Origin of the sequence: Stomatobaculum sp. F0698 (assembly GCF_030644385.1) — a bacterium.
Lineage (GTDB): Bacteria > Bacillota > Clostridia > Lachnospirales > Lachnospiraceae > Moryella.
Window position 1 is genome coordinate 135,491 of the sequence record NZ_CP130060.1, and the last position, 13,917, is coordinate 149,407.

Annotated in this window: 14 protein-coding genes; 10 read left to right on the forward strand and 4 right to left on the reverse strand. The window is 57.7% G+C overall.

Features of this window, described 5'->3' with window-relative positions:
• Positions 1-9 precede the first annotated feature (9 nt).
• Both QU660_RS00635 and QU660_RS00640 read right to left on the reverse strand, forming a co-directional pair.
• Positions 10-1,245: an NRAMP family divalent metal transporter gene (locus QU660_RS00635; protein WP_304946427.1), complete on the reverse strand. Its 1,236-nt coding sequence runs from the start codon at positions 1,243-1,245 to the stop codon at positions 10-12.
• A gap of 30 nt (positions 1,246-1,275) precedes the next feature.
• Positions 1,276-2,046, reverse strand: a complete 771-nt coding sequence (locus QU660_RS00640) for a LamB/YcsF family protein (RefSeq protein WP_304946428.1) — start codon at positions 2,044-2,046, stop codon at positions 1,276-1,278.
• Positions 2,047-2,324: 278 nt separating this feature from the next.
• Here QU660_RS00640 and sufC point away from each other — a divergent pair, with 278 nt between their 5' ends.
• From sufC to QU660_RS00670, 6 genes are read left to right on the forward strand one after another with little or no spacing between them, the layout of a single operon-like run.
• Complete coding sequence (gene sufC, locus QU660_RS00645; protein ID WP_304946429.1) at positions 2,325-3,074, forward strand: Fe-S cluster assembly ATPase SufC; 750 nt, start codon at positions 2,325-2,327, stop codon at positions 3,072-3,074.
• A 2-nt stretch (positions 3,075-3,076) separates the two neighbouring features.
• On the forward strand, positions 3,077-4,498 hold the full coding sequence (sufB, locus tag QU660_RS00650; RefSeq protein ID WP_304946430.1) for a Fe-S cluster assembly protein SufB: 1,422 nt from the start codon (positions 3,077-3,079) through the stop codon (positions 4,496-4,498).
• Positions 4,499-4,508: 10 nt separating this feature from the next.
• Complete coding sequence (locus QU660_RS00655; protein WP_304946431.1) at positions 4,509-5,642, forward strand: SufB/SufD family protein; 1,134 nt, start codon at positions 4,509-4,511, stop codon at positions 5,640-5,642.
• Positions 5,639-6,880: an aminotransferase class V-fold PLP-dependent enzyme gene (locus tag QU660_RS00660; RefSeq protein ID WP_304946432.1), complete on the forward strand. Its 1,242-nt coding sequence runs from the start codon at positions 5,639-5,641 to the stop codon at positions 6,878-6,880. The genes QU660_RS00655 and QU660_RS00660 overlap by 4 nt, the downstream gene beginning before the upstream one ends.
• 2 nt (positions 6,881-6,882) lie before the next feature.
• Positions 6,883-7,335: a Fe-S cluster assembly sulfur transfer protein SufU gene (gene sufU / locus QU660_RS00665; RefSeq protein ID WP_304946433.1), complete on the forward strand. Its 453-nt coding sequence runs from the start codon at positions 6,883-6,885 to the stop codon at positions 7,333-7,335.
• Positions 7,336-7,566 carry a hypothetical protein gene (locus QU660_RS00670; RefSeq protein ID WP_304946434.1) on the forward strand — a complete coding sequence of 77 codons (231 nt, stop codon included), beginning with the start codon at positions 7,336-7,338 and terminating at the stop codon, positions 7,564-7,566.
• 90 nt (positions 7,567-7,656) lie between these two features.
• On the opposite strand, the gene QU660_RS00675 is transcribed toward QU660_RS00670, so the two are convergent.
• Both QU660_RS00675 and QU660_RS00680 read right to left on the reverse strand, forming a co-directional pair.
• On the reverse strand, positions 7,657-7,881 hold the full coding sequence (locus QU660_RS00675) for a hypothetical protein (RefSeq protein WP_304946435.1): 225 nt from the start codon (positions 7,879-7,881) through the stop codon (positions 7,657-7,659).
• A gap of 71 nt (positions 7,882-7,952) precedes the next feature.
• Complete coding sequence (locus QU660_RS00680) at positions 7,953-9,299, reverse strand: butyryl-CoA:acetate CoA-transferase (protein WP_304946436.1); 1,347 nt, start codon at positions 9,297-9,299, stop codon at positions 7,953-7,955.
• Between the two features lie 360 nt (positions 9,300-9,659).
• Here QU660_RS00680 and QU660_RS00685 point away from each other — a divergent pair, with 360 nt between their 5' ends.
• The 4 genes from QU660_RS00685 (at position 9,660) to QU660_RS00700 (ending at position 13,911) form a co-directional block, all read left to right on the forward strand.
• Entirely contained in the window at positions 9,660-10,844 is a 1,185-nt protein-coding gene (locus QU660_RS00685) for an acetyl-CoA C-acetyltransferase (protein ID WP_304946437.1), read from the forward strand.
• 64 nt (positions 10,845-10,908) lie between these two features.
• On the forward strand, positions 10,909-11,685 hold the full coding sequence (locus QU660_RS00690) for an enoyl-CoA hydratase-related protein (protein WP_304946438.1): 777 nt from the start codon (positions 10,909-10,911) through the stop codon (positions 11,683-11,685).
• Positions 11,686-11,816: 131 nt separating this feature from the next.
• Entirely contained in the window at positions 11,817-12,656 is an 840-nt protein-coding gene (locus QU660_RS00695; protein WP_304946439.1) for a 3-hydroxyacyl-CoA dehydrogenase NAD-binding domain-containing protein, read from the forward strand.
• A 103-nt stretch (positions 12,657-12,759) separates the two neighbouring features.
• Complete coding sequence (locus tag QU660_RS00700) at positions 12,760-13,911, forward strand: acyl-CoA dehydrogenase (protein ID WP_304946440.1); 1,152 nt, start codon at positions 12,760-12,762, stop codon at positions 13,909-13,911.
• The last annotated feature ends 6 nt before the right edge of the window (positions 13,912-13,917 follow it).

The following is a 13,917-nucleotide window of genomic DNA, read 5'->3' on the forward strand; positions in this document are numbered from 1 at the left end:
TTCCGAGAATTAGGAGAAGAGCTTTCCGAGATTCGGGAGTGCCGTGATCGCGAGGTAGCCCGAGAAGAGCACCACAATCCATCCGAGGACATAGAGCGCGATCGGGTGACGATATTCTTTGCCGACGACCTTCGGGTTACGGCAGGCGAGCAGCATGCAGCAGAGCGAGATCGGGAGAATCAGGCCGTTTACCGCACCTGCGAAAATAACCATCTTCTTCGCACCGCCGAGTACGGTCATGACTAAGGTCGAGAACGCGATGAAGCCGACAATGAACCCGCTCTCATGCTCGCGCACAAAGGGGTGCAGGGTCTTTAAGAAGGAGACCGAGGTGTAAGCCGCGCCGATAACCGAGGTAACACCCGCGGAGAAGAGCGCGAGACCGAAGAGGCGGTAGCCAAGATTGCCCGCTGCGAGGCGGAACGCTTCCGCTGCCGGGTTCTTTGCGGAGGTGATGGCTTCCACATTTGCGGTGACCAGTGCCGTACCCTGGGTGCACACACCGAGCACGCAGAGGAAGAGCAGAATGCGCACGGTTCCGGAGACCGAGATACCGGTCAGAACCGACTGACGGAAGTGCGGAACCTCATCCTTATTGCCGCCGTAGCCCGCGTCGAGCAGGCGGTGTGCGCCGGAGAAGGTGATGTAGCCGCCGCAGGAGCCGCCGAGCAGGGTGAGCATGGGGCCTACCATGGAGCCGGGACGTTCCGGCGTGAACATGCGAACCACAGCTTCGCCGACCGGGGGCTTCGAAGAAATTGCGACATAGAGCATGACGAGGATGATGACGCCGCCGAGAACCTGGGCAACCTTATCCACGGCTGCCTTGCCGCTCTTCGAGAGGAAGATGCAGATTGCGAGGGTGCCGCCGAGGAGGGCGCCCACCTTTTCGTGGAGGCCGAACATCGCGTCAAAGCCGAGGGCGACACCGCCCACGTTTCCGATGTTAAAGGCGAGACCGCCGAGGACCACGAGGAAGGTCAAAAACACACCGAGACCCGGGAGCACCGTGTTTGCGATTTCCTGACCGCGCTTTCCCGAGACGCCGATCACGGACCAGATATTGGTCTGCGCGACCGCGTCCATAATGATGACGCAGGCAATGACAAAGGCGAAGGAAGCGAGATACTTTGCCGTGAACTGGGAAGTCTGCGTTAAGAAGCCAGGGCCTATGGCGGAAGTTGCCATCAGGAAGGCCGCGCCGAGTTTCACGGAGAGACTGTGACTGTTCTGCTTGTTATTCATATTGCTACCCCTTTTATGATGGTTGGAAACTTACTTGATAAAGTTGCCGAGCGCTTCGATCCGAATGCCCTCCTCGGTGAGGGTCTTCCGGATCTCACGGACAAATTCGACGGCCGAGGGATTGTCGCCGTGAACGCAGATCGAATCCGCGCGGAGCGGGACATCCTCGCCGGTAATTGCCGTCACCTTGCCCTCCTTCACCATGCGAACGGTGCGGGCAATTGCGAGCTGCTTATCGTGAATCACGGCGCCCTCTTTGGAGCGCGGCACCAGAGAGCCGTCCGCCTGGTAAGCGCGGTCCGCAAAGACCTCGGAAGCCGTGCGAAGACCGACCGCCGCTGCCTCCGAAATCAGGAAGCTGTTCGCGAGGCCGAGGAGAATCAGCTTGTCATCAAACTCTGCGACCGCCTCCGCGATGGCGCGTGCAAGTGCCGCGTCCTTGGCTGCCATGTTGTAGAGTGCGCCGTGCGGCTTGACATGCTGGAGCGTAAGTCCCGCAGCCTTTGCGAAGGCATAGAGCGCGCCGAGCTGGTAGCTCATATAAGCCTTCACTTCTTTCGGGGAGCAGGCCATATTGCGGCGGCCGAAGCCCATGAGATCCGGAAAGCCCGGGTGAGCGCCGAACGCGACAGAAGCCTCCCGACAGAGACGTGCGGTCTCCGCCATCACGAGGGGATCGCCGGCGTGATAGCCGCAGGCCACATTGGCGGAAGAAATCTGGGCGATGACCTCCTTGTCGAGGCCTATGGTGTAGGCACCGAAGCTCTCGCCGAGATCCGAGTTAAGATCCACATGATACATAGCATTACCTCCTTAAATTTGTGCGGGATGGCAGGCTCCTTCCTGTGCGGAGCAGGCAGACTCCCGTTAAGATAGATGAATAACAGGGCTATATAAGCTTTGATACTATGCAAAACGTCCCGATGAGAATTGTAACATGCGTGCCGGTGTACTTCAAGAAATACATAATTCCAAGTGCTTTGGTAGGAATTCGCCTTGCATGTGGCAACACTGCCGCGCTATAATGCTAAAAACGCAATATTTGTGTGAACTTGCGCAGGCGCAAGGGAGGGAGAATTATGAGCAAAGACTTACTGACGGTGCGGGATTTATCCGTGCGGGTCGAAGAAAAAAATATTCTGAAGAGCCTGAATCTTTCGGTGAAACCGGGTGAGACCCATGTCTTAATGGGACCGAACGGCGCCGGAAAATCCACGCTCGGCAACACGCTGATGGGCAATCCGCACTACGAGGTAATCGGCGGCTCGGTCGAGTTCCAGGGACAGAACCTTCTGGATCTCTCGGTCAACGAGCGCGCCAAGGCGGGCATTTTCATGTCCTTCCAGAATCCGCTCGAGGTGCCGGGCATCAGCCTCGCGAACTTTATCCGAAACGCGCTGGAGCAGAGAACCGGAAAGCGCATTCGCCTCTGGGATTTCCGGAAAGAGATTGCGAAGGCGCTCGAAGTGCTGAACATGGATCCGAGCTATGCGGACCGCGACTTAAATGTGGGCTTCTCGGGCGGCGAAAAGAAGAAGGCGGAGATTTTACAGCTGCTCATGCTGAAGCCGAGTCTCGCGATTCTCGACGAGACGGATTCCGGCCTCGACGTGGACGCGGTGAGAACCGTGAGCCGCGGCATTGAGGAGTACCAGAAGGACAAGGATTCGGCACTCATCATCATCACCCACAACATGGGCATACTGTCCTCGCTCAAGGTGGACAAGACCCATGTGATCGTGAAGGGTTCGATTGTCGCGGACGGCGACGCGAGCCTTGTTGAGGAGATCAACCGCGACGGTTTCGCGCGCTTCGAGACCAAGGAGTGAGTATGTCGGAAGAGAGAGAAAAAGACAGAACCTATGTGGAAGACATAGACCGCTCCATCTATGACTTCCGTAACGAAGAGAAGGATGCCTACCGCATTCGGGCAGGCCTTACCCCGGAGATTATCACCGAGATTTCCAAGACCAAGAACGACCCGGCTTGGATGCTGGAGCATCGTCTGAAGTCCCTCGAGATTTTCGAGCGGAGCAGCATGCCGGTCTGGGGCCCCTCGATCGAGGGCCTCAATATGGATCAGATTGCGACCTATGTGCGCCCGAACACGAAGATGAGCGCGGAGTGGTCGGAGGTGCCGGAGGAAATCAAGGATACCTTTGAGAAGCTCGGTATACCGCAGGCGGAGAGAGAGAGCCTTGCGGGTGTCGGCGCGCAGTACGACTCGGAGCTGGTCTACCACAATGTGAAAAAGGAAGTGGCGGAGCAGGGTGTCATCTACACCGATTTGGAGAGCGCCATGCACGGCCCCTACGAGCAGATGATACGCGACCACTTCATGAAGCTGGTGCCGCCGACGGACCACAAGTTTGCGGCGCTGCACGGCGCGGTCTGGTCGGGCGGTTCCTTTGTCTATGTGCCGCCGGGCGTCAGCGTGGAAATCCCGCTGCAGTCCTACTTCCGCCTGAACGCACCGGGTGCGGGTCAGTTTGAGCACACCCTGATCATCGTCGACGAGGGCGCTTACCTCCACTTTATCGAGGGATGTTCGGCGCCGAAGTACAATGTCGCAAACCTCCATGCGGGCTGTGTGGAACTCTTTGTCGGCAAGCGCGCAACCCTGCGCTATTCGACGATTGAGAACTGGTCCAAGAACATGTACAACCTGAACACGAAGCGCGCCAGAGTCGAGGAGGACGGCAAGGTCGAGTGGATCTCCGGTTCCTTCGGCTCCCACGTGGGCTATCTCTACCCGATGAGCGTGCTTGCAGGCGACCGGGCTCGCTCCGAGTTCTCGGGCGTCACCTTTGCGGGTGCGGGGCAGAACTTAGATACCGGCTGCAAGGTGGTGCACATCGGTAAGAATACGAGTTCTTATATCAATACCCGCTCGATTTCGAAGAGCGGCGGCATTTCGACCTTCCGCTCGGCGGTCGTCGTACAGGCGGGCGCGGAGAATGCGAAGAGCTCTACCTCCTGCCAGTCTCTCATGCTGGATGCGGAGAGCCGCTCGGACACGATTCCGGCAATCGAGGTCAAGACCAACAAGGCGGATATAGGCCACGAGGCAAAGATAGGCCGCATTTCGGACGACGCGGTCTTCTATCTCATGAGCCGCGGTGTCTCCGAGGAGGATGCGAGGGCGCTGATTGTCAGCGGTTTCGCGGACAATGTCGGAAAAGAGCTGCCGCTTGAGTACGCGGTCGAAATGAATAACCTGATCAGACTTGAGATGAAGGGCGCAATCGGTTAAGGAGGGCGAGATGAAATTTAATACCTTGGCGAGCCCGACTTACAGTTGGCTCAAAATGAACGGCGGGGAGCTCTTAGACCTCCCCGCGATGGAGCGCCTCTCCCCGGCAATCGAACTGCCGGAGGGCGTGCGCGTTGAAAAATTAAACGGGGTCGCGGCAAAGCCGCTGCGCACCGGCGGCGGCGTAGCGTTCGGCGAGGCACTCGCGGCGGCAAAGCTCCCGGTTTTGATTTGCACGGTCCCGGCGGGACAGGAGATTGCGGAGCGGGATGCGCTTCGCCTCTCCTTCCGTCTGCCGGACGCGGGGCAGGAGTATAACCCGCGCGGACGCAACAGCGTGAAGGGCGAAAAGGCGAGCGGCACGCCGGCAAAGGCCGGAAAGTTCGCACAGGTGGAGCTCAATTTGGAGCGCGAGAGTTCGCTCACGGTGGTTATGGATTACCTCTCGGAGGCGGATGCAAAGGGTCTTGCGGGCGTGCAGACCAAGGTGACGCTCGGAGAAGGCGCAAAGCTCACCCTTGTGCAGCTGGTGCGCGCGGGCAGCGGCTATACCTTTTTGAATGATGTGGGCGCGGTCTGCGCAAAGGATGCGGAGCTCCGCGTGATTCACCTGGTGCTCTCCGGCAAGCATGTGTACCAGGGCTTCAGCTCCGCGATGGAGGGAGATCGCTCTCAGCTCGCGGTCGATGTCGGCTATGTCGGCGAAGACCGTGCGCACTATGACTTTAATTATGAGAGCATCCACAGCGGCAAGAAGACGGGCGCGGAAATTCACGGCAAGGGCATACTTCGCGGTCACGCGAAGAAGGTGTTCCGCGACAGCATAGACCTCCGCAACGGCTGCTCCGGCAGTGAGGGCAACGAGACCGAGGATGTGCTTCTCATGGACGAGACGGTCGAGAACCGTTCGCTTCCGATTATTCTCTGCAGCGAGGACGATGTGGTGGGCAACCACGGCGCGACCATAGGCCGTCTCGACGAGGATCTGCTCTTTTACATGGAGTCCCGCGGTATGCAGAAGGACGAAATTTACGAGATGATGGCGAAGGCGAGAATTGACGCAATTGTGCGAAAAATTCCGGACGCAAAGACGCGTCACGACCTGCTGGAACTGGATGACGAAGAGGAGCGTGAGGACAGATGACGAGCGAAGAGAGAAGAGCGGAGGACCTGCGCATTCGCAAGGATTTTCCGCTGATTGACGGACATCCGGAGATTGCCTACCTCGACAACTCTGCGACGACGCAGAAGCCGGAGTGTGTGCTCCGCGCGATGCAGCACTATTATCTGGAAGAAAACGCAAACCCGCTGCGCGGTCTCTACGAGCTCTCGGTCAAGGCGACCGAGGCCTATGAGGATGCGCGGGAAGCGGTGCGCGCGTTTATCGGAGCGGGAAGCATTCAGGAGATCGTCTTCACGCGGAATGCGAGCGAGAGCCTGAACCTGGTCGCCTATTCGGCGGGCGATGCCTTCTTAAACGAGGGCGATGAAATCCTGATTACGATCATGGAGCACCATTCGAACCTGATTCCCTGGCAGCAGGCGGCTGCGCGGAGAGGCGCTGTTCTTAAGTTCCTCGAGCCGGATGAAGAGGGTTATATCTCGGAAGAGCATTTCCGCAGCATGCTGAGCCCGAAGACCAAGCTGGTCTCGATGACCCATATCTCGAACGTGCTCGGCGTGAAAAACGATATCAAGCGCTTTGTGCGCATTGCGCACGAGAACGGCAGCCTTTTCATTTTGGACGGCGCGCAGTCCGTGCCGCATATCCCGGTCGATGTGACCGAACTCGATGTCGACTTCCTTGCATTTTCGGGACACAAGATGCTCGCGCCCATGGGCATCGGCGTGCTCTACGGCAAGAGAGAACTGCTCGAGAAAATGCCGCCCTTCCTCTTTGGCGGTGAGATGATCGAGTATGTGAGCCGCGAGAAGGCGACCTGGGCGGAGCTTCCGCACAAGTTTGAGGCCGGAACGGTCAACGTGGGCGGTGCGGTCGGCCTGCATGCGGCGATTGAATACTATAAGCAGCTCGGCTGGGATAAGATTCTGGAGCGCGAAGAGCATTTGAGCCGTCTCGCGATGGAGAAGCTCTCGGCAATTCCGCATCTCAGAATCCTGGGGCCGAAGGACGGCGCTGCGCACCACGGCATTTTCACCTTCACGATTGAGGGCGTGCACCCGCACGACATTGCGGCCATCCTCGACTCGCACAAGGTGAATATACGCGCGGGTCACCACTGCGCGCAGCCGCTCATGCAGTTTATGAAGACGCCTTCCACGACGCGGGCAAGCTTTGCATTTTACAATACCGAGGACGAGCTGGATCGCCTCGTTGAGAGCATCGGCGGCGTGCGCCGTGAGATGGGGTATCAGGAGTGAGCATGGACAATAAGATTTTTTACAATGAGATTTTGACGGACCACAACCTCCACCCGGGCAACAAGCGCGACCTTCCGGATGCGAACCTGGTTCTGGAGGGCGTGAACCCGAGCTGCGGCGACGACATCATCTTAAAACTCAAGGTTGTAGACGGTGTGATCGAGGACGGCGGCTTTGTCGGCGACGGCTGTGCGGTCTCCCAGGCTTCGGCGGATATGATGCTGGACCTTGTGATCGGCAAGACCGAGGCAGAGGCAAAGCGCCTCGCGGAGATCTTTTTCCGCATGATTAAGGGCAGCATCACCGAAGAGGAGAGAGAAGAGCTCGAAGAGGCGGGCGTCTTAAAGGACATCTCTCACATGCCGGCGCGCGTCAAGTGCGCGGTGCTCGGCTGGCACACCATGGAAGAGATGCTGAACGGGAATGCAAGTCCCGTGACCACCGAGGACAAGTAAATGGGACTGAATCCACTGCAGCTTATGAAGCTCTTCGGCATGAACAAGAAGTTTCAGAAGAATCACCCCAAGGTGAGCGCCTTTTTCCGCACCCACTTTGCGGGCGGCCTGACAGAGGGCACCGTACTTGAATTTAGTGTCACCAAGCCGGGCGAGGAGACCGTGAGCACCAATATGCGCGTCTTAAAGTCCGATTTGGACCTGATCGAAGAATTGAAGAAGATGAAATAAGTCAGCGATCAAAAAGAAGCTACCGCAAATAACTTGCGGTAGCTTCTTTCTGTTATATCCATATGACGCACGCGGGAAACAGCGAGAAATTCAGGGTTTTGTTGTCATGTAAAAATTGATAAAGGCAAACAGTAAGAGCGTGCCCGGGATTACAAAGACAAAACCGGGGAATATAGCGGGAGCATTCAGCCACTGCCCGGTCTGAATAGTGGCAGCCCAGTGGATATAAGATGCAAGAAAGAGAATTGCAAAGACCAACGCTGCTGTGCAGAGTAGCAGGGTGGCAATGAATAAACGAAATTGTTTCTGCGACATGATATATCCTCCTCTCTTAGAGACTGCTAAGGAAAGATGCCGTGCGTCCCAAATGCTTTCGTAGCGCTGATTCAGCGCTTGTTGCTCTTTCTCCAGATGTGCATCTTCTCCGCTTCCTGAATCAGCTCGTCGCGGAAGTCCGGATGCGCAATCGAGATGATGCGCTCCGCTCTCTGCCAGTTGGTCACACCCTTTAAGTTGACCATGCCGTACTCGGTCACAAGGTAGTGAACCGCGGTTCTCGGGTCGGAGACCGTGGAACCCGGGGTCAGGGTTGCGCGGATGCGGGACTTTCTCTCGCCTGTCTTGGTCTCAAAGGAGGAACTCATGCAGATAAAGCTCTTGCCGCCCTTTGAGAGATAAGCGCCGAGCACAAAGTCGAGCTGGCCGCCGGTACCGGAAATCTGCTTCGGGCCCGCGGACTCGGCGTTGACCTGACCGAAGAGGTCCATATCCACGGCGTTGTTGATCGAGATAAAGTTGTCAATCTGACCGATCACATAGGGGTTATTCGTGTAGTCGACCGGCGCGCTCATGCAGCCCGGGTTGTTGTTTAAGTGGTCGTAGAGCTTCTTCGTGCCGGCCGCGAAAGCATAGACTTCACGTCCCTTGTCGAAGGGCTTTCTGAGGTTCGTAATCTTGCCGGCGTCGTAGAGATCCACGAAGGCGTCGACATACATCTCGGTGTGCACGCCGAGATCCTTTAAGTCGGAAGCCGCAATCATACTGCCCACGGTGTTCGGCATGCCGCCGATGCCCAGCTGGAGGCAAGCGCCGTTCGGAATCTGCTCCACAATAAGGCGCGCAACTTCGCGGTCCACCTCGGTCGGGGGCGCACCCGCGCCGAGCTCCTGCATGGGATCGTTCTCGCCCTCTACGATAAAGTCGACATCGGAGATGTGGATGGCATTCTCAAAACCGCCGAGGCAGACAGGCTGGTTCTTGTTGACCTCGACCACGACCTTGCCCGCCGAAGCGCACATCGCAGCGAGGTGGGAGGCCTGCGGACCGAAGTTAAAGTAGCCGTGCTCGTCCATGGGAGCCACCTGCAGGAAGGCGACCGCCGGCTTCTCGATATTGTCCTCGCGGTAGAAGCGCGGGAGCTCCGCATAGCGCATGGGGTTAAAGAAGCCGAAGCCCTCGGAGACCGCCTTTCTCTCCCAGCCGCCGAGATGCCAGGAGTTCCAGCAGAAGTGCTCGGCCGGATTTTCAATCTCAAAGATGGCGGGCTTCCGCACCAGGACGCCGCCGCGAATCTTGACGTCGCTAAGCTCCGGCATGCGGCGCGCCAGTGCCTTGTCGATGGCGACCGGCGTGCCGACACACCAGCCGTAGTCAATCCAGTCGCCGGACCGAACGAGTGCGGCGGCCTGTTCCGCGCTCACAAGTTTCTGTTTGTATGCTTCGTGAATGTTCATTTTGACCTCCGTGGCTTTTTCAAACAGCGCAGTTTCAGCAGTATGAATAAAATATTTAAGCCTAGTGTAACATTCCGAAGCGCTCTTTTCAACGCGGAAGCCTTCACCGCGAGAAAGAGCAATAAAAGCGATAAACTTGGCAAGATAGCGCAGAAGATAAGCGCAACAAGTGAGAGAAAAAACGCAAGAATTGCCGGAAATCCCAAAACGGCTACAAATAGTTACTTGTGAAAAGGCACAAGCCGATTTGACAAAAAGAGCATTTTCGCGATATTATTGCCATAAGTCTTAAAGGCTGAGAGTATGTGTTCTCATGCTTGGGACAACTTGCACAACATGCATATTAAGGAGGAACCGGATATGGCGAAGAGAATTGTTCTTGCAGGCGCATGCCGCACCGCAATCGGAAAGATGGGCGGAGGCCTCAGCGCAACCCCCGCAGTGGAGCTTGGCGCTCTGGTCATCAAGGAGGCTCTGAACAGAGCGGGCGTGAAGCCGGAGCAGGTGGATCACGTCTACATGGGCAATGTGTTGCAGGGTGCTCTCGGTCAGAACCCGGCACGTCAGGCTGCACTGAAGGCAGGCCTTCCGCACACGTCCACGGCGGTCACCGTGAACATTGTTTGCGGTTCCGGTCTGAACTGCGTCAACATGGCGGCACAGATGATTGAGGCGGGCGATGCCGACATCGTTGTCGCGGGCGGCATGGAGAACATGTCCATGGCTCCGTACGCGCTGACCAAGGCGCGTTTCGGCTACCGCATGAACAATGCGAACATGATCGATACGATGGTCAACGACGGTCTCTGGGATGCGTTCAATGACTACCACATGGGCATCACGGCAGAGAATGTCGCAGAGAAGTACGGCCTCACGAGAGAGCAGCTCGACGAGTTCGCGGCTTCGAGCCAGCAGAAGGCAGTCGCTGCACAGGAAGCGGGCGCTTTTGACGAGGAGATTGTCCCGGTTGAGCTGAAGTCCAAGAAGGGCACCGTTCTCTTCAACAAGGACGAGGGTCCGCGCGAGGGAACCACGGCAGAGTCCCTTTCCAAGCTGAAGCCGGCATTCAAGAAGGACGGCATCGTGACCGCAGGTAACTCCTCCGGTATCAACGACGGTGCGGCTGCAATCGTCGTGATGAGCGAGGAGAAGGCAAAGGAACTCGGCGTGAAGCCGATGGCGGTTTGGGTCGGCGGCGCACTGGGCGGCGTGGATCCGGCTATCATGGGCATCGGCCCGGTTGAGGCTTCCGGCAGACTCTTCAAGAAGACCGGACTCAGCGTTCAGGATCTTGACCTTGTCGAGTCCAACGAGGCATTCGCGGCACAGTCGCTCGCGGTTGCAAAGGATCTCAAGTTCGATATGTCCAAGGTCAACGTGAACGGCGGTGCGATTGCACTCGGCCACCCGATCGGCGCTTCCGGCTGCCGTATCCTGGTGACCCTGCTCTACGCGATGAAGAAGAGAAACGCAAAGAGAGGTCTTGCGACGCTCTGCATCGGCGGCGGCCAGGGCTGCGCGACGATTGTCGAGCAGTACAACTAAACGGACGGGAGGGTCTTCGCCTGCGCGGAGACCCTCGGTTGGTTTTTCGTGAGGAGACAATACTATGGGATTTGTGAGATGTGAGACCAAGAACGCGATCGCCGTTGTGACCATCGATCGCGAGAAGGCGCTGAACGCGCTGAACGCAGAGGTACTGGACGACTTAAAGGCGGCCTTTGATTCGATTGATACGGAGAGCGTGCGCTGCGTTATCGTGACCGGCGCGGGACAGAAGTCCTTTGTCGCGGGCGCGGATATCGCGGAGATGTCCGGGCTCGATGCAGCGGGCGGTGAGGCCTTCGGCAAGAAGGGCAACGATGTGTTCCGCATGATCGAGACCTTCCCGCTGCCGGTCATCGCAGCGGTCAACGGCTTTGCGCTCGGCGGCGGCTGCGAGCTCGCAATGAGCTGCGATTTCCGCATCTGCGCGGAGCAGGCTATTTTCGGTCAGCCGGAAGTGGGCCTCGGCATTACCCCGGGCTTCGGCGGCACCCAGCGCCTGGCGCGCCTTGTGGGCCCCGGCATGGCGAAGCAGCTCATCTATACGGCAAAGAACATCAAGGCAGAGGAGGCGCTTCGCATCGGCCTCGTGAATGCGATTTATCCGGCGGAGGAGCTCATGGCAGCGGCCGAGAAGCTCGCGGGACAGATTGCGGCGAACGCACCGGTTGCGGTCCGCGCCTGCAAGAAGGCGATCAACGAGGGCCTCGAGCAGCCCATGGAAGAGGCGGTCGTGACCGAGGAAAAGCTCTTCGGCAGCTGCTTTGCGACCGAGGATCAGAAGACGGGCATGCAGGCCTTCCTCGAGAAGAAGAAGGGTGTCAGCTTCCAAAACCGCTGAGGCGCTTGAAATACGGCTATCAGAAATTCACATAAGAAATTTGCGGCCGTATCTGGAAAAAGTGCATTCGTTATAGTAGTATTGTTGAGAGATTGACCGTAATCGGCAAAACGCACAGAGGAGGGAACAGCATGAAGGTAGGCGTCATCGGCGCCGGCACCATGGGTGGCGGCATCGCGCAGGCGTTTGCGCAGGTAGAGGGATACGAAGTTTGCCTCTGCGATTTGACAGATGCATTCGCAGAGGGCGGAAAGAAGAGAATCGAGAAGGGTCTCGCGGGACGTGTCGCAAAGGGCAAGCTCGCGCAGGAAGAGATGGACAAGATTCTCGGCCGCATTCACACCGGAACGAAGGAAATCTGCAAGGACTGCGACCTGGTTATCGAGGCAGCCATCGAGAACATGCAGATTAAGAAGCAGACCTTCAAGGAGCTCTCCGAGATCTGCAAGAAGGACTGCCTGTTTGCGACCAACACCTCCTCGCTTTCCATCACGGAGATCGGCGCGGGTCTCGATCGCCCGGTGACCGGCATGCACTTCTTCAACCCGGCTCCGGTTATGAAGTTGGTTGAGGTGATTTCCGGCCTGGATACCCCGCAGGAGGATCTGGACCGCATCACAAAGATTGCGGAGGACATCGGCAAGACGGTTGTCCCGATGCAGGAGTTTGCGGGCTTTGTCGTGAACCGCATCCTGATCCCGATGATCAACGAGGCAATCGGCGTCTATGCGGACAACAATGTCCCGGCAGAGAAGATTGATGAGGCAATGAAGCTCGGCGCAAACCATCCGATGGGACCGCTGGCGCTCGGCGACCTCATCGGCCTCGATGTCGTGCTCGCAATCATGGAAGTGTTGCAGAGCGAGACCGGCGACACGAAGTACAGACCGCATCCGGAACTTCGCAAGATGGTCCGCGGCGGCAGACTCGGCAGAAAGACCGGCAGAGGTTTCTACGACTACACGAAGTAAGTGGTTCCGGTAATTACATCGGAGCAATCCAACGGGTAAGGGGTTTCCTTTCCCGTTTGGATTTGCTTCGGTACGTTAATTATTTAACATGGAGGAAGGATCAATGGATTTCGCACTGGACAAGAAACACGAGATGGCGCGCTCGCTCTTCAGAGAGTTCGCTGAGAATGAAGTAAAGCCGCTTGCGCAGGAGATCGATGAGGAAGAGCGCTTCCCTGTTGAGACCGTCGAGAAGATGGCTCGCTACGGCTTCCTCGGAATTCCGGTTCCGAAGGAGTACGGCGGCCAGGGCTGTGACGTTCTGACCTACGCAATGTGCGTCGAGGAGCTCTCGAAGGTCTGCGGCACCACCGGCGTTATTGTCTCGGCTCACACCTCGCTCTGCATCGACCCGATTCTGACCTACGGAACCGAGGAGCAGAAGCAGAAGTATCTGCCGGACCTCGCGAGCGGCAAGAAGCTCGGCGCTTTCGGCCTCACGGAGCCGGGCGCGGGTACCGATGCTCAGGGTCAGCAGACCAAGGCGGTTCTGGACGGCGATGAGTGGGTCCTGAACGGCTCCAAGTGCTTCATCACCAACGGTAAGTATGCGGATGTCTATGTCGTGATTGCGGTGACCGGAACGGTCGAGAAGCACGGCAAGAGAATGAAGGAAATCTCGGCATTCATCGTCGAGAAGGGAACCCCGGGCTTTACCTTCGGCGTGAAGGAGAAGAAGATGGGTATCCGCGCTTCCGCTACCTACGAGCTCATTTTCCAGGATTGCCGCATCCCGAAGGACGCTATGCTCGGCCAGAAGGGCAAGGGCTTCCACGTGGCAATGCACACGCTGGACGGCGGCCGTATCGGTATCGCTTCCCAGGCACTGGGTCTCGCAGAGGGCGCTCTCGAGAGAACCGTTGCTTACGTGAAGGAGAGAAAGCAGTTCGGCAGAGCAATCGCGGCATTCCAGAACACGCAGTTCCAGCTCGCTGACATGGCGACGGATTGCGAGGCGGCACAGCTTCTTGTTTACAAGGCGGCAGTCGCAAAGCAGACCCAGACCAGCTACGGCGTCGAGGCTGCAAAGGCAAAGCTCTTCGCGGCAAACACGGCAATGTCTGTCACCACCAAGTGCGTGCAGCTGCACGGCGGTTACGGCTATATCAGAGAGTACGATGTGGAGCGCATGATGCGCGATGCGAAGATCACGGAGATTTACGAGGGCACCTCGGAAGTGCAGCGCATGGTAATCTCTGCAAGCTTACTGAAGTAATCAAGA